Below are 15,013 nucleotides of genomic sequence, written 5' to 3'. Positions count from 1 at the left end.
CACCGATTACGCCACCGTCGTACTGACCGTACTCGCCGCCCGTCCGGGCGAGGTGCTCAGTGCCACCGAGCTGGCCGAATTCACCGGTCTGGAGCCGCCCACCGTCAGCAAGGTGCTCAAGCCACTGGCCCAGGCCGGCCTGGTCGAAGGCCTGCGCGGCGTCCGCGGCGGCTACCGGCTGACCCGCCCATCGATCGAGATCTCGCTGTTTGAAGTGGTCGAAGCCATGGAAGGGCCGTTGGCCCTGACCGAGTGCAGCCACGACCACCACCAGTGCGGCATGGCGCCCAAGTGCGGCGCGCGCAGCARCTGGCGGCTGATCAATGACGTGGTCTCCGAGGCCCTGCGCGATGTCAGCCTGGCGCAGATCCTGCCCCCTCTTCCCCTTGTCGACGAAGAACAGCGCCGCACCATCGCTGTCGACGTCGTCTCCTGATCCGTAGGCAGCCCCCCATGGCCACCGAAACCATCGAAACCGTCGCCAGCGACGACACCCCCAACCGCGAGATCCATGAGCAGCTCGGCCGCAAGTATTCGGCCGGCTTCATCACGGACATCGAGTCGGACTCCCTTCCCGCCGGCCTGGACGAGGACACCATCCGCGCCCTGTCGGCCAAGAAGGAAGAGCCGGAATGGATGACGCAGTGGCGCCTGGACGCCTACCGCCACTTCCTGACCATGCCGATGCCGAACTGGGCCAAGCTGCAGATCGCCCCGATCGACCTGCAGGCGCTCAGCTACTACTCCGCGCCGAAGGGCCCGAAGTACGCCTCGCTGGATGACGTGCCCAAGGAACTGCTGGACACCTACGACAAGCTGGGCGTGCCGCTGCACGAGCGCGCCAAGCTGGCCGGCGTAGCGGTGGACGCGGTGTTCGATTCGGTGTCCGTCGGTACCACCTTCCGCAAGGAGCTGGCCGAAAAGGGCATCGTGTTCTGCTCGATGTCCGAAGCCATCAAGGAGCACCCGGAACTGGTCAAACAGTACCTGGGCACCGTGGTGCCGGTGGGCGACAACTACTTCGCCGCGCTCAATTCGGCGGTGTTCTCCGATGGCAGCTTCGTGTTCATTCCCAAGGGCGTGCGTTGCCCGATGGAACTGAGCACCTACTTCCGCATCAACGCCGGCCACACCGGCCAGTTCGAGCGCACGCTGATCATCTGCGAAGAGAAGGCGTACGTGTCCTACCTGGAAGGCTGCACCGCGCCGATGCGCGATGAGAACCAGCTGCATGCGGCGGTGGTCGAGCTGGTGACGCTGGACGATGCCGAGATCAAGTACTCCACCGTGCAGAACTGGTACCCGGGCGATGAGAACGGCGTCGGCGGCATCTACAACTTCGTCACCAAGCGTGCCGAATGCCGTGGTGCACGCAGCAAGGTCACCTGGACCCAGGTCGAGACCGGCTCGGCGATCACCTGGAAGTATCCATCCTGCGTGCTGCTGGGCGACGACTCGGTCGGTGAGTTCCACTCGGTGGCGCTGACCCATCATCGCCAGCAGGCCGACACCGGCACCAAGATGATCCACGTCGGCAAGCGCACCAAGAGCAAGATCATCAGCAAGGGCATCAGCGCCGGCCGCGGCCAGAACACCTACCGCGGCCTGGTGAAGATCGACCGCAATGCCGACGGCGCGCGCAACTACACCCAGTGCGATTCGCTGCTGATCGGCAAGCAGTGTGGCGCCCACACCTTCCCCTACATCGAGGTGAAGAACCCGGGTGCCACCGTCGAGCACGAGGCGACCACCTCGAAGATCTCCGACGACCAGCTGTTCTACTGCCGCGCCCGTGGCATCAGCCAGGAAGACGCGGTGTCGATGATCGTCGACGGCTTCTGCAAGCAGGTGTTCCGCGAACTGCCGATGGAATTCGCGGTGGAAGCCAAGAAGCTGCTGGAAGTCTCGCTGGAAGGTTCGGTGGGCTGATCGCCCGCCCTGCCCTCGCACAACGCATTCTCTTTACCGGCGGGCCACGGCCCGCACCACGGAAACCCCCACCATGCTGAAGATCGAAAACCTCCACGCCCGCATCGGCGACAAGGAAATCCTCAAGGGCCTGTCCCTGGAAGTGAAGCCCGGCCAGGTGCACGCCATCATGGGCCCCAACGGCGCCGGCAAGTCCACCCTGGGCAATGTCCTGGCCGGCCGTGACGGCTATGAGGTCAGCGAAGGCAGCGTGCAGTTCGAAGGCGTCGACCTGCTCGACCAGGACCCGGAAGCGCGCGCCGCTGCCGGCCTGTTCCTGGCGTTCCAGTACCCGGTGGAAATCCCCGGCGTGAACAACACCTACTTCCTGCGCGCCGCGCTGAATGCACAGCGCAAGGCGCGCGGCGAGGAAGAGCTCGATTCCATGCAGTTCCTCAAGCTGGTGCGGCAGAAGCTGGCCGTGCTGCACCTGAAGGACGAACTGCTGCACCGTGGCGTCAACGAAGGCTTCTCCGGTGGCGAGAAGAAGCGCAACGAGATCTTCCAGCTGGCCGTGCTCGAGCCGAAGCTGGCGATCCTGGACGAAACCGATTCGGGCCTGGACATCGATGCGCTGAAGAGCGTGGCCGACGGCGTCAACGCGCTGCGCAGCGCCGACCGCTCGTTCCTGGTCATCACCCACTACCAGCGCCTGCTGGACTACATCAAGCCGGACGTCGTGCACGTGCTGGCCGATGGCCGCATCGTCAAGAGCGGCGGCCCGGAACTGGCGCTGGAACTGGAAGCGCACGGCTATGACTTCCTGAAGGACCGGGTCGTGCCCGAGGCGGCGGTCTGATGAGCGCCCTGCTCGATTCCATGGCCCAGGCCTTCTGCGGCAGCGATGCGCGCCGCGAAGTGCTCGACAGCGTGCTGCGCGACGGCCTGCCCGGCGCACGCAGCGAAACCTGGAAGTACACCTCGCTGCGCCAGCTGGAGCGTCGCAGCTTTGCGGCCGCACCGTTGGCCCCGGCGCTGCTGGATGCCGCCGCGCTGGAGGACATCCCGGCACCGCGCCTGGTGTTCGTCAATGGCCGCCTCAACGACGCGCTGAGCGACGTGCAGGGCCTGCCGGCCGGCGTGCAGCTGGAGACGTTGTCCTCCGCACTGGCCGCTGGCGAGGACGCCGTGCGCTTCCTCGGCCGCCGCTACGATCGCAGCGACGATGTGTTCGCCCGCCTCAACGCCGCCCTCGCCGATGAAGGCGTGGTGCTGCGCGTGGACGACGGCGTGCAGGTCGAGGTGCCGCTGCAGCTGGTATTCGCCAGCGTGGCCGGCGACACCGATCTGGCCTGGCACCACCGCCACCTGATCGAACTGCGTGCCGGCGCCAGCCTGGGCGTGGTCGAGCACCGCTTCAGCGTCGGTGATTCGGCGCATCTGGACAACACGGTACTGCACGCCCACGTCGCCCGCGATGCGGTGCTCAAGCACGCCCGCGTGCAGGCCGGCAGCGCGCGCCAGACCAGCTTCCTGCGTACCGACGCGGTGCTGGCCAAGGACGCGCAGTACCGCCGCGTGGACCTGGAGCTGGGTGCCGCGCTCAGCCGCCATGAGCTGAACGTGCGCCTGGAAGGCGACAACGCCCAGCTGACCGCCAATGGCGTGCTGCTCGGCAACGGTCGCCGCCACGTCGATACCCGGCTGGGCATCGACCACATCGCCCGCGACACCAGCGCCGAGCTGCAGTGGCGTGGCGTGGCCGCCAACCGCAGCCGCGTGGTGTTCCATGGCGGCATCCAGATCCGTGCCGGTGCCGATGGCACCGACGCAAACCTGTCCAACAAGAACCTGCTGCTGTCGGCCGACGCCGAGATCGATACCCAGCCGACGCTGGTGATCGACGCCGACGAAGTGAAGGCCGCACACGGTGCCACCGTCGGCCAGCTCGACGCCAACGCGCTGTTCTACCTGCGCTCGCGTGGCCTGCCGCAGGCCCAGGCGCAGGCGCTGCTGAGCGCCGCGTTCTGCCACGAGCCGCTGAGGGTGCTGCCCGAAGCGCTGCGCGAACAGCTGGCACGCCGGCTGGACAAGGCGCTGGCCGAGGCGGGCGTGGCATGAACCTGTCCACCCCGCGACCGATCGAAGCACCCGCCGACGCCCCCGACTGGGCGCGCGTGCGCCTGGACTTCCCGCTGCTGATGCGCGAAGTGCACGGCAAGCCGCTGGTCTATTTCGACAACGCCAACACCGGCCAGAAGCCGGTGCAGGTGATCGGCGCGGTGGACGAGTTCTACCGCCGCTACAACGCCAACGTCAGTCGTGCCGTGCATGCGCTGGGTACCGAGGCCACCGACGCCTACGAAGGCGCACGCAACAAGCTGGCCCGTTTCCTCAACGTGCGCAGCAACGACCTGGTGCTGTGCAGCGGCACCACCTTCGCGATCAATCTCGTTGCGTACTCCTGGGCCCTGCCCCGGCTGAAGGCCGGCGACGTGATCCTGGTGTCGCGCATGGAACACCACGCCAACATCGTGCCGTGGCAGCTGGTCGCCCAGCGCACCGGCGCGACCATCCGCGTGGCCGAGATCACGCCGGACGGCGCGCTGGACCTGGACGCGCTGCGCGCGGCGATGACCGCCGAGGTCAAGCTGCTGGCCGTGGCCCATGTCTCCAACGTGCTCGGCACCATCAACCCGGTGCGCGAGATCTGCCGCGAAGCGCGCAAGCGCGGCATCGTCACCGTGGTCGACGGCTCGCAGGCCGCCCCTCACCGCAAGGTCGACGTCACCGCGATCGGCTGCGACTTCTACGCCATCACCGRCCACAAGATGTGCGGCCCGACCGGCACCGGTGCGCTGTGGGCGCGTCGCGAGCATCTGGACGCGATGCCGCCGTTCCTGGGCGGCGGCGAGATGATCAAGGAAGTCAGCTTCGACGGCACCGTGTTCAACGACGCCCCGCACAAGTTCGAAGCCGGCACCCCCAACATCGCCGGCTTCATCGGCCTGGGCGTGGCGGCGGACTATCTGCAGAACGTCGGCCTGGACCATGTGGAAGCACGCGAAGCCGAGCTGCTGGCGCACTTCACCGAAGAGCTGCGCCGGGTCGATGGCCTGCGCATCATCGGCGAAGCGCCGGAAAAGGCGGCGGTGGTGTCATTCCTTATCGACGGCGCCCATGCGCACGATCTGGCTACCCTGCTGGATCTGGAAGGTGTGGCCGTACGTTCCGGCCAGCACTGTGCGCATCCCCTGCTGCAGTACTACGGCGTGGCGGCTACCTGCCGTGCGTCGCTGGCGTTCTACAACACGCATGAAGAGATCGAGCGGTTCATGACCGCGTTGACGAAGGTGCGGAAGCTGTTGGGGTGAGCCCGCACACCGGCAGAGCGGCAATCCGGGGTCAGATCCCATTCGCACCGCGAAAAGGGCTCTGACCCCGGCCACCCAGCTAGCGGGTGGCATCCACGACCTTGCACGTGCCATCGCCCACCTGCACCTCGATGCGTGCCCGCAGATTCTGCGTCAGGTACACATCACCCAGGCACGCGACGTCGAGGCCTGCTTCCCGATAGCGCACGGATACGGACGAGTCCTGCTGGACCACCGGCGTCATCGAAACCTGTGCATTTGCATCGATCGCCCCGAGCTCAGTCACTCGACCGCCAGCGTCGATCTGCACCGCGTCGATGCGCTGGGAGCCCACGTTCCTGACGACCACGACAGTGTCGGTCAACCCTGAGCACGCCGACACCGCAAGAACGGCTGGCGCAAGCACGCTCAGGCGCAGCATCGGGTAGGTGGTCGCTTTGCCATCCCTGGTACGCATCATGCGGGTAACGCCTCATCGCTTCCGTGCGGATCTGTGCACCCCGGGAGCATAGTCCATGCGCAACCTCAACCTCTACAGCGTTCGCGATTCAGCCGTAGCCTCGCTCGTTTCCCCACGCTGCCTCGCGCGCGGAAGATTGCAGAAGGCATGTGGCCCCATCACCGGCTCACTCCTGCAATCGCCTCCCGGCGACACGCAGAATCCGGCCGCGCGCAATCGTCCTTCCCTCCCACAACGAGACGTCCTCTCCCACGTTGGCCACGGCGAGCGCGTCCTCCGGGAACAGGAACGCAACGGGAAGTTCGTAGCTCTCCCCAAGGACGGCCCGTCCTTCCTGCAACAGCACGCGGCAGTCAAATACTCGGCCCGCCACGAACAACGGGCAGGCGTATACCTGTCCCACGATGTCAGTGCGCCTCCCACCTTCGGCGCTCTGCAGGAAGCGAACGGAGACAACAGCGTCGAATCGCATGGTCACGGCCCTCTGGATCCTCCCTGGATCCTTGTTCCCATAGTGCCGTCGTTTTCGCAGGGGTGGGATTCAGGGATGGGGTCAGAGCCCTTTCGCGGCGCGAAAGGGATCTGACCCTGGCCCATCGCCTCGACCCATTTTGCGCCCGCCCCCGCCCCACCTAGAATGCCCCCATGAGCACTCTGACCTTCCGCGCCGCCACGTCGGCCGACATCCCCGCCCTGATCACCCTGGTCACCTCGGCCTACCGCGGCGACGCCAGCCGCGTCGGCTGGACCACCGAAGCCGACCTGCTGGACGGCGCCCGCGTCGATGCCGAAGGCATCCAGGGCGACCTGGACCGCCCGCGCTCGACCATCCTGCTGGCCGAACGCGACGGCCAGCTCGTAGCCTGCGCCCATGTCGCCGACGTCGACGGCAAGGGCTACTTCGGCATGTTCTCGGTCGACCCGGCCCAGCAGGGCGGCGGTGTCGGCAAGCAGTTGATGGACGCGGCCGAAGCCCACGCCGCACGCGAATGGAACGTGCCGGTGATGCAGATGACCGTGATCGACATCCGCGACGAACTGATTGCCTTCTATGAGCGCCGCGGTTACCAGCGCACCGGCATCAAGAAGCCGTTCCCGTATGGCGACGAACGTTTCGGCATCCCCAAGCGCGACGACCTGCGCTTCGAGATCCTGGAAAAGCCGCTGGCCGGAGCCACCGCGTGAGCGAGGCCTGGACCTTTGTCTGCGCCGGCGCCGAACTGCTGCCGGGCGAATTGAAGAGCGTCTTCGACGAAGTCACCGGCACACCGATCGTGGTGTTCAACCTCGACGGCGAGCTCTACGCGTTGGAAGACCAGTGCACGCATGAGGAGTTCGAGCTGTCCTCGGGCGAGTTCAACACCGCCGAGGGCAGCGTTGAATGCGTACTGCATGGCGCGCGCTTCGACGTGCGTGATGGCCGCGCCCTGTGTGCGCCGGCGTACACCGCGGTGCCGAAGTTTCCGGTGAAGCGCGAACACGACGCCATCTGGACCCGCGACGACCGCGATTGAAGTTCAAGGCATCCCCCCCCCCATGGGGTGGATCTACTGGAACAGCCTGAGGGCCCCACCAGGGCCTTTCGGGCCCGTTCCGGGTGGCCTGCCACGCCCGTACATGCGAATCATTATCGTTGATGTTATCCTACGTAACATCTTCGTAACGCCTCCGCCTGCGCCATGGCTTCGTCCGCGCCCACTGCCACGCTGTGCAAGCTCGCCCGTCAGGGGTGGCCGCTGCTTGTGGCCGCGCTGCTGACGCTGCTGCTGGGCTGGTCGGCGTTGCACGAAGGGCGCGGCGGCCACGCCACCCACGCCGGCTGGCAGGCGCATCTGGACAATATGGACCAGGCCGCTCCGCTGCCGGCTCCTTCCAGCGACGAATGCCCCCACCACGCTGCGCCGGCCCCGGAGCCTCCGCTGGACGGTGAGGGCAGCACGCCCTGTGCCGGCGCTGCGCCGCCGCGCGCTGCGCTGGTGGCCCACATCCCGCTGTGGCACTCCGATGCCCTGCGCTGGCAGCTGCACGACCCCTCGCTGCGCCTGAATCCCGGCCACGCACCTCCGGCACCGCACGCCATCTGAGGCGCCCTGCGGCCATTGCCGTGCGCCTCGCCTCGTCTGAACTGCCGCCGGGCATGGCCTGGCACTACCCGAACCTCGCCGCCGCCATCGCGCCATTGAGTCGTGCTGGCCAGCTCTCGCTCATTCCCGATCCAAGCCATCGCCAACCTACCCATGACCCACATCAAGACCCGCAAGTACGCACCTCGCGTTTCCGTACTGGCCACCGCCACCCTCGCCGCCGGCTTCGCGCCGCTTGCCGCACAGGCCGCCGACGACGCCGGCTCAAGCAAGGCCACCGAGCTGGACAAGGTCCAGGTGCGCGGCAGCTGGTTCAACCCGTCCTCGCCGAAGTTCACCGCCGCGCTGCTGGACACCCCGAAGTCGGTCTCGATCGTCTCGGAGAAGCTGATCGCCGAAACCGGTGCGACCAACCTGCAGGATGCGCTGCGCATGGTCCCGGGCATCACCTTCGGCGCCGGCGAAGGCGGCAACCCGACCGGTGACCGCCCCTTCATCCGCGGCTTCGACTCGCAGAGCAACATGTTCGTCGATGGCCTGCGCGACGTCGGTTCGCAGACCCGCGAAGTGTTCGACCTGGAGCAGGTGGAAGTGGTCAAGGGCCCGAGCTCGGCCTACGGCGGTCGCGACTCCGGTGGTGGCAGCCTCAACCTGGTCAGCAAGACCCCGAAGCTGAAGAACGAGACCACTGCCAGCATGGGCATCGGTACCGACAGCTACGCACGCGGCACCGTGGATGCCAACTACGTGCTGGGCGATGRCATCGCCGCACGCCTGAACCTGATGAAGCACGAGTCGGACATTGCCGGTCGTGACGCGGCCAACGTCAGCCGCTGGGGCATCGCGCCGTCGATCGCGTTCGGCCTGAACGGCCCGGCGCAGCTGATCGCCAGCCACTACCACATGCAGAGCGACGACCTGCCCGACGCAGGCGGCTTCCCGTATGGCAACCCGAACGGCGCGCCGGTGTCGAAGTGGGTCGACGGCCGCCCGATGGTGCCCGACCGCAACAACTACTACGGCCTGGTGGACCGCGATTTCCAGCGCACCCGCGCCGACATCAGCACGCTGGACGGCAGCTACGACTTCGGCAGCCACAAGCTGCGCAACATCGCGCGCCTGGGCAACACCAGCAACGATTACCTGTGGACCCAGCCGGACGACAGCCAGGGCAACCCGAACAACTACGGCACCTTGTGGCGCCGTACCAACAGCCGCGCCGTCGACGTCAAGAGCTTCGCCGACCAGCTGAGCCTGACCGGCAGCTTCCAAACCGGTGCACTGAAGCACAGCTACAGCGCCGGCGCGGAATACAGCGACGAGAAGATGACCCGTGGCAGCTACCTGATGACCCCGGGCACCAACAATCCGCTGACCAACAGCAGCAAGTGCCCGACCATCGGCGCGGCCACCGGCTACAACTGCACCAGCTTCGACAACCCGAACCCGAACGATCCGTGGGCGTCCACCCATGCGGTGTACCGCAGCGACAAGGCGCTGGACGTCGAGCAGCGCACCAAGACCAAGTCCGCTTACCTGTTCGACACCATCGAACTGAACGCGCAGTGGATGATCAACGTCGGCCTGCGCTATGACGACTTCTCCACCACCCTGACCACCCCGGTGGCCGGCAAGGCGCCGACCCGCGTGCGCAATGACAATGACTTCCTGAACTACCAGGCCGGCATTGTCTTCAAGCCGACCGCCAACGGCAGCATCTACCTGTCCTACGGCACCTCCTCCACCCCGCCGGGCATGGACGGTGGCGATGGTTCCGATGGCCTCAGCGCGGCCGTGGCCGACCTCAAGCCGCAGGACACCAAGAACCTCGAACTGGGTACCAAGTGGGACCTGTTCGACAACCGCCTGAACCTGACCGCGGCGATCTTCCACACCGTGATGGACAACGCGCGCGTGACCGTCGACAACGGCACCAGCCAGAACGCCGGCAAGAAGGAGATCAACGGCGTGGAACTGGGCTTCACCGGCCAGCTGACCGACGCCTGGAGCCTGTACGGCGGCTACACCTACCTGGATTCGGAACTGAAGGACAACGGCTTCGTCTGCGCCGTGTCCGGCCGTACCTGCCCGTCCAACGTCTACGTGCCCTCGCCCTACAACGGCAACGTGTTCCCGAACACCGCCAAGCACAGCGCCACGCTGTGGACCACCTATCGCTTCCCGTTCGGCCTGACCGTCGGCGCCGGTGCCAACTACTCCGACAAGCAGTACGGTGATGTGGCCAACACCAAGTGGATCCCCAGCTACACCCGCTTCGATGCGATGGCCAGCTACGCGATCCAGGACAACATCAGCCTGCAGTTGAACGTGCAGAACCTGACCGACAAGACCTACTTCACCAAGGCCTATGCGTCGCACTACGCGAGCATCGCTCCGGGTCGTTCGGCCACCCTGGCACTGAACGTGAAGTTCTGATGTAACCCGCAGCACCCGCACGGCGGCAGGATCTCCTGCCGCCGTTTTTGTTTCCGGCGATACTCCGCGCATGGCTTCCAACACCCCGTTTGATTCCGACGTCCTGGCAGACCTGCTGCTGCACGACCCGCAGGCCGCCTTTGCGCGCGTGCGCGATGCGGCACAGGCCGGGCAGGTCGAGGCGCAGCTGCTGCTCGCGCAGATGCACATGGAAGGCAAAGGCACGCCGGAAGACGCCGCTGCAGCACTGCTCTGGTACGAGACCGCGGCCAACAACGGCGCGCCGATGGCGATGAACATGCTCGGACGCTGCCATGAGCTGGGTCAGGGCACCGCCGCCAATCCTTCGCTTGCCGCGGTCTGGTACCGGCGCGCGGCCGACAACGGTCTGGACTGGGGCCTGTACAACCTGGCCAACCTGCTGGCCACCGGCCGCGGCGTACCACAGGACCGTGCACAGGCACTGGCGCTGTACACCCGCGCGGCCCATCTGGGCCACGCCAAATCGATGAACCTGCTGGCCCGGCATCTGGAAGATGGATTGGACACCGGTCGCGATCCGCAGGCTGCACTGGGCTGGTATCGGCGCGCGGCCGAGGCCGGCGATTTCCGCGGCCAGGCCAACTACGCCTCCATCCTTCTGCAGGCCGGTGAGATCGAACAGGCCGTGCACTGGCTGCAGTTGGCGCTGCAGCACGGCAGTCCCGCGTTCATGGCACATATCGTGCCCGAGCTGGCCGCCTCACCCTACCCGCAGGTGCGCGCGCTGATCGCACCGTCTGCTTGCTGAGGACTTCCGCATGCTGCTGCACATCCCCGACATCCTCAGCGCCGGACAGGTGGCTGACATCCGCCGCAGGCTCGACGCAGCCGACTGGACCGATGGCCGCGAGACCGTCGGCCACCTCGGCGCGCAGGCCAAGCACAACCAGCAGCTGCCTGAAGCTTCGCCGCTGCGCCGCGAACTGGGCGAAACCATTCTGGTGGCCCTGGCACGGCATCCGCTGTTCTTCAGCGCCGCGCTGCCCTTGAAGTACCTGCCACCGCGCTTCAACCGCTACAGCGGCGGCGGCACCTACGGCTTCCACGTCGATGGCGCGGTGATGAACCTGGCCAACGGCGAGCAGCTGCGCTCGGACATCTCCTGCACGCTGTTCCTGTCCGACCCGGACGAGTACGACGGCGGCGAGCTGATCATCAGTGATACCTACGGCGAGCACGAAGTGAAACTGCCGGCCGGCGATCTGATCGTGTATCCCTCCAGCAGCCTGCACAAGGTCAATCCGGTCACCCGCGGTGCGCGCGTGGCATCGTTCTTCTGGGTGCAGAGCATGATCCGCGACGATGTGCAGCGTCGTCTGCTGTGGGAGATGGATACCTCCATCGAGCGCCTGCGGCAGACCAATGGTGATGCCGATGCGGTGCTGCAGCTGACCGGCGTGTACCACAACCTGCTGCGACGCTGGAGCGAGGTCTGAGCCGATCAGGCCTTCCCTGCGATAATTTGGCAATCATTCTCATTTGCAACGGCTAACAGGTCTCATTACAATCACGCCCCGTTGACGCCGGATGTTCCGGCCAGCCAGGGATCTCCGCTTGCGTCGCCCGTTCCGCCCTCGCCCGCTTCGGCTTGTACAGCTCGGCACCGCCATGCGCGGCCGTCGGCCTGCGCTGGCCAGCCTGCTGGCGTGGGTGGCGATGCTGACGCTGTTGCTGGGCACCCTGCCGCTGCTGCCGGTCGCCCACGCTGCCGCGCCCCAGGCGCTGCAGCAGCCGCTGGAAGAGCGCGGCGGCGAAGGCCCTTTGCAGGAAGAAGCGCCGGCCAAACTGCGGCGCTGCGCCTCGGCACCGGCCAAGTCCACGGACAAGCCGATCCCGCCGCTGTTGCTGGCCAGCCACTGGCTGCGCACCGAACTTGATCTGGTTCCCTCTGCGTCGGTTCCCTCCGGCGCGCGTCCGCACTGGCCGCTGGCCGTACCGGACATGCCCTGGGCCGATGCGCCCGGGCGCCGCCAGCAACGCGGCCAGGCGCCGCCGCTCGCCTGATCCACGGCACGCCGTGACCGCCTGCGCGGTTGCGACGGCTCGCCGCTGCCTGTTTCGCCCCTGCCGCCCCTGACCGGGCCATCCCTGCCCTGCCGTGCGCGTTCCGCGCCCTGCATCGCGCTGCCCTACATCCTTCGAGGTATCTGCCATGGCCCAGCGCCATCGTGTCCGTTCGTCCCTGTCCCGACATCTGTTGACCAGCGCTGTGCTGGCTGCGGTCGCGGCGCCCGCTTACGCCAATGGTGCCGCCAGCGGCGCGCCGCAGACGCTGGACAAGGTGGTGGTGACCGCCTCCGGTTTCGAGCAGAAGGTGGTCGATGCACCGGCCAGCATCAGCGTGGTCAGCCGCGAAGAGCTGAGCAAGCGCCCTTACACCAGCCTGGTCGACGCCTTGCGCGACGTCGAAGGCATCGACGTCGGCCTGGAAGCCACCGACAAGAACGGCCGCGCCACCATCTCCATGCGCGGCCTGCCGTCGGAGTACACCCTGGTGCTGATCGACGGTCGCCGCCAGAGCAACGCCGGCCAGCTGTATCCGAACAACTTCGGCGGTGGCCAGTTCGCCTACCTGCCGCCGCTGGATGCGATCGAGCGCATCGAAGTGGTGCGTGGCCCGATGTCCACGCTGTACGGCTCGGATGCGATGGGTGGCGTCATCAACATCATCACCCGCCGCAACCAGGACAGCTGGCACGGCGCAGTCACCCAGGGCTTCACCGTGCAGCAGGACGATCAGTTCGGCGATGCGCGCAGCACCGACGTGTACCTGAGCGGCCCGCTGGTCAAGGATCGCCTGGGTCTGGCCGTGCGCGGCAGCTACTACGACGCCAAGGCATCCAATCCCGAATGGGACGCACTGACCCTGCCCGACGGCACGCTGTGGGAACGCAGCATCGGCTTCGGTGGCGGCGGCAAGTCGGTGGCCAACACCAACTGGAACACCGGCGTGCGCCTGAACTTCCACGTCAACGACGATCACGAGCTGTGGCTGGACTACGACGTCTCACGCCAGAAGTACGACAACAGCGAGGGCCAGACCGGCACGCTGGACAGCCTGGCCAGCCTGTGGCGCGTGGGCAACGCGGTGATTCCGAACCCGAATGGCAACGGCACCGTCACCCGCCGCGTGGTGCAGCCGCGCGTGGGCTACACCGCCTACCAGCGCTATGAGCGTGACCAGCTGTCGCTGACCCATCAGGGTCGCTACAGCTTCGGCACCTGGCAGACCTCGCTGACCCACAGCAAGAGCAACAACCTCGGCCGCTCGCTGCCGCTGACGCTGGACGAGCGCGCCGGCCTGCAGACCCTGTGGAACGACGTCTGCCGCCGCACCGGTGCCGCCAACAACTGTGCCGCCGGCCGCAACAACGCGCTGGGCGCACTCAACGCCAGCGAACAGGCGCGTCTTCAGGCCTTCCTGCCGCGACCGCTGCGCACCATGGAGCTGGAAGGCTACGTGCTGGACACCCTGCTCGACCTGGACTTCGGCGCGCACAAGCTGACCGTGGGCGGCCAGTACAACGACACCGACATGGTGGACGGCGTGTTCGGCATGGATGGCGCCGGCTACCGCAGCAACACCAGGCAGAAGCACCGCATGTGGGCGCTGTTCGCCGAGGACAACTGGTCGCTGACCGACACCCTGACCGCCACCTTCGGCCTGCGCTATGACGACCACAACATCTTCGGCAGCCATCTCAGCCCGCGCGGCTACCTGGTCTGGAATGCCACCGATGCGTGGACCTTCAAGGGCGGCGTCAGCACCGGCTACAAGACCCCGCGTCCGGACCAGCTGTTCCCCGGCATCACCGGCTTCGGTGGCCAAGGCGTGCTGCCGCTGGTGGGTTCGCCCAACCTGAAGCCGGAAACCAGCACCAACTACGAGCTGGCTGCGTACTACGAGGGCCAGCGCTGGGGCTTCAACGTCACCGGCTTCATCAACAAGTTCGAAGACAAGATCGCCAGCGGCGGCACGTTCCCCAACTGCGAGGTGGCACCTGCAGGCAGCGGCTACTGCGTGGATATCGGCCCGGGCTGGGCCTCGCTGGGCTACAGCACCTTCACCCAGAGCGTGAACATCGACAAGGCCGAGACACGTGGCGCAGAACTGGCCGGCCACGTCGACCTGCTGGACACCCTGCAGCTGCGCGGCAACTACACCTGGACCAAGAGCGAGCAGACCGCCGGTTCCGGCAAGGGCCTGCCGATCACCGGCACCATGCCGGCCAAGCACATGGCCAACGCCAGCCTCAACTGGCAGCTCAACGACGCCATCAGCCTGTCGTTGATCGGCGAAGGCCGCTACGACCGCTACCGCGACACGATCCTCGATGCCGCCGGTGCCAGTCACACCCGTTACTACGAGGACTACACCATCTTCCACCTCGGTGGCAGCTGGAAGGCCACGCAGTGGCTGACGGTCAACGCGCGAGTCAACAACCTGTTCGGCAAGAACTTCGTCTCGCAGTCGTGCCTGCTGACCAGCCCCAGCGAATACAACTGCGTGGACGACTACGCCACCAAGGACCAGCGACGCAGCTACTGGATCTCGCTCAACGCGAAGTTCTGATCGTCGCTCTGGTGGGTGCCGACCTTGGTCGGCACCGCTCCATCCACGCATGGCGTGGATCTACCGGTCAGCGGTAGTGGTAGTGGTAGTGCCGGCCGCTGGCCGGCAACCGCGCGATGTTTTCAGGTGTCATGGG

At 66.7% G+C, this 15,013-nt stretch carries 15 protein-coding genes; 13 read left to right on the top strand and 2 right to left on the bottom strand.

From position 1 onward, the window contains the following. The 5 genes from AB4Y84_RS02060 to AB4Y84_RS02040 all read left to right on the top strand — a co-directional run. The coding region (locus tag AB4Y84_RS02060; protein ID WP_442249716.1) for an SUF system Fe-S cluster assembly regulator at positions 1 to 436 on the top strand (436 nt) is incomplete at its 5' end. Positions 437 to 453: 17 nt separating this feature from the next. Then, the gene (gene sufB / locus AB4Y84_RS02055) at positions 454 to 1,929 is read left to right on the top strand and encodes a Fe-S cluster assembly protein SufB (protein ID WP_033830551.1); all 1,476 of its coding nucleotides are present in this window, start codon (positions 454 to 456) and stop codon (positions 1,927 to 1,929) included. Positions 1,930 to 2,002: 73 nt separating this feature from the next. Then, the gene (gene sufC, locus AB4Y84_RS02050; protein ID WP_025873980.1) at positions 2,003 to 2,767 is read left to right on the top strand and encodes a Fe-S cluster assembly ATPase SufC; all 765 of its coding nucleotides are present in this window, start codon (positions 2,003 to 2,005) and stop codon (positions 2,765 to 2,767) included. Continuing rightward, on the top strand, positions 2,767 to 4,029 hold the full coding sequence (sufD, locus tag AB4Y84_RS02045) for a Fe-S cluster assembly protein SufD (protein ID WP_442243869.1): 1,263 nt from the start codon (positions 2,767 to 2,769) through the stop codon (positions 4,027 to 4,029). Before sufC ends, sufD begins: the two co-directional genes overlap by 1 nt. Further along, positions 4,026 to 5,282 carry a cysteine desulfurase gene (locus tag AB4Y84_RS02040; RefSeq protein ID WP_442249715.1) on the top strand — a complete coding sequence of 419 codons (1,257 nt, stop codon included), beginning with the start codon at positions 4,026 to 4,028 and terminating at the stop codon, positions 5,280 to 5,282. The genes sufD and AB4Y84_RS02040 overlap by 4 nt, the downstream gene beginning before the upstream one ends. A gap of 79 nt (positions 5,283 to 5,361) precedes the next feature. Here the strand turns inward: AB4Y84_RS02040 and AB4Y84_RS02035 are convergent, their stop codons facing one another. Together AB4Y84_RS02035 and AB4Y84_RS02030 are read right to left on the bottom strand one after the other, a co-directional pair. Next, positions 5,362 to 5,742, bottom strand: a complete 381-nt coding sequence (locus AB4Y84_RS02035; protein WP_442243870.1) for a hypothetical protein — start codon at positions 5,740 to 5,742, stop codon at positions 5,362 to 5,364. 166 nt (positions 5,743 to 5,908) lie between these two features. Continuing rightward, complete coding sequence (locus AB4Y84_RS02030; RefSeq protein ID WP_152543295.1) at positions 5,909 to 6,220, bottom strand: hypothetical protein; 312 nt, start codon at positions 6,218 to 6,220, stop codon at positions 5,909 to 5,911. Positions 6,221 to 6,387: 167 nt separating this feature from the next. On the opposite strand from AB4Y84_RS02030, the gene AB4Y84_RS02025 reads away from it, so the two are divergent. The 8 genes from AB4Y84_RS02025 (at position 6,388) to AB4Y84_RS01990 (ending at position 14,877) form a co-directional block, all read left to right on the top strand. Then, entirely contained in the window at positions 6,388 to 6,927 is a 540-nt protein-coding gene (locus AB4Y84_RS02025; protein ID WP_032975848.1) for a GNAT family N-acetyltransferase, read from the top strand. Beyond that, the gene (locus AB4Y84_RS02020; protein WP_032975846.1) at positions 6,924 to 7,256 is read left to right on the top strand and encodes a non-heme iron oxygenase ferredoxin subunit; all 333 of its coding nucleotides are present in this window, start codon (positions 6,924 to 6,926) and stop codon (positions 7,254 to 7,256) included. The genes AB4Y84_RS02025 and AB4Y84_RS02020 overlap by 4 nt, the downstream gene beginning before the upstream one ends. Positions 7,257 to 7,421: 165 nt before the next feature. Beyond that, a complete protein-coding gene (locus AB4Y84_RS02015; protein WP_032975844.1) occupies positions 7,422 to 7,826 on the top strand; it encodes a hypothetical protein in 405 nt (134 codons plus the stop codon). 153 nt (positions 7,827 to 7,979) lie between these two features. Beyond that, complete coding sequence (locus AB4Y84_RS02010) at positions 7,980 to 10,262, top strand: TonB-dependent receptor (RefSeq protein ID WP_442249714.1); 2,283 nt, start codon at positions 7,980 to 7,982, stop codon at positions 10,260 to 10,262. Positions 10,263 to 10,332: 70 nt separating this feature from the next. Then, positions 10,333 to 11,052 carry a tetratricopeptide repeat protein gene (locus AB4Y84_RS02005; protein WP_442243872.1) on the top strand — a complete coding sequence of 240 codons (720 nt, stop codon included), beginning with the start codon at positions 10,333 to 10,335 and terminating at the stop codon, positions 11,050 to 11,052. A 10-nt stretch (positions 11,053 to 11,062) separates the two neighbouring features. Further along, positions 11,063 to 11,740, top strand: coding sequence for a Fe2+-dependent dioxygenase (locus tag AB4Y84_RS02000; protein WP_032975840.1), 678 nt, complete (start codon positions 11,063 to 11,065; stop codon positions 11,738 to 11,740). Positions 11,741 to 11,912: 172 nt separating this feature from the next. Then, positions 11,913 to 12,308: a hypothetical protein gene (locus tag AB4Y84_RS01995; protein WP_080149535.1), complete on the top strand. Its 396-nt coding sequence runs from the start codon at positions 11,913 to 11,915 to the stop codon at positions 12,306 to 12,308. A gap of 148 nt (positions 12,309 to 12,456) precedes the next feature. Further along, positions 12,457 to 14,877, top strand: a complete 2,421-nt coding sequence (locus AB4Y84_RS01990; RefSeq protein ID WP_442243873.1) for a TonB-dependent receptor domain-containing protein — start codon at positions 12,457 to 12,459, stop codon at positions 14,875 to 14,877. The last annotated feature ends 136 nt before the right edge of the window (positions 14,878 to 15,013 follow it).

It is taken from the genome of Stenotrophomonas sp. 2YAF22 (assembly GCF_052114665.1).
GTDB classification, from domain to species: domain Bacteria; phylum Pseudomonadota; class Gammaproteobacteria; order Xanthomonadales; family Xanthomonadaceae; genus Stenotrophomonas; species Stenotrophomonas indicatrix.
Note: the sequence above shows the minus strand (reverse complement) of the source record. Positions and strands in the feature narration are given on the sequence as shown.

Bases quoted from the DNA above. Each gene is read 5' to 3' on its own strand.
- sufB (WP_033830551.1), top strand. From the start codon at position 454: ATGGCCACCGAAACCATCGAAACCGTCGCCAGCGACGACACCCCCAAC.
- sufC (WP_025873980.1), top strand. From the start codon at position 2,003: ATGCTGAAGATCGAAAACCTCCACGCCCGCATCGGCGACAAGGAAATC.
- sufD (WP_442243869.1), top strand. From the start codon at position 2,767: ATGAGCGCCCTGCTCGATTCCATGGCCCAGGCCTTCTGCGGCAGCGAT.
- AB4Y84_RS02035 (WP_442243870.1), bottom strand. From the start codon at position 5,742: ATGATGCGTACCAGGGATGGCAAAGCGACCACCTACCCGATGCTGCGC.
- AB4Y84_RS02025 (WP_032975848.1), top strand. From the start codon at position 6,388: ATGAGCACTCTGACCTTCCGCGCCGCCACGTCGGCCGACATCCCCGCC.
- AB4Y84_RS02015 (WP_032975844.1), top strand. From the start codon at position 7,422: ATGGCTTCGTCCGCGCCCACTGCCACGCTGTGCAAGCTCGCCCGTCAG.
- AB4Y84_RS02005 (WP_442243872.1), top strand. From the start codon at position 10,333: ATGGCTTCCAACACCCCGTTTGATTCCGACGTCCTGGCAGACCTGCTG.
- AB4Y84_RS02000 (WP_032975840.1), top strand. From the start codon at position 11,063: ATGCTGCTGCACATCCCCGACATCCTCAGCGCCGGACAGGTGGCTGAC.
- AB4Y84_RS01995 (WP_080149535.1), top strand. From the start codon at position 11,913: ATGCGCGGCCGTCGGCCTGCGCTGGCCAGCCTGCTGGCGTGGGTGGCG.
- AB4Y84_RS01990 (WP_442243873.1), top strand. From the start codon at position 12,457: ATGGCCCAGCGCCATCGTGTCCGTTCGTCCCTGTCCCGACATCTGTTG.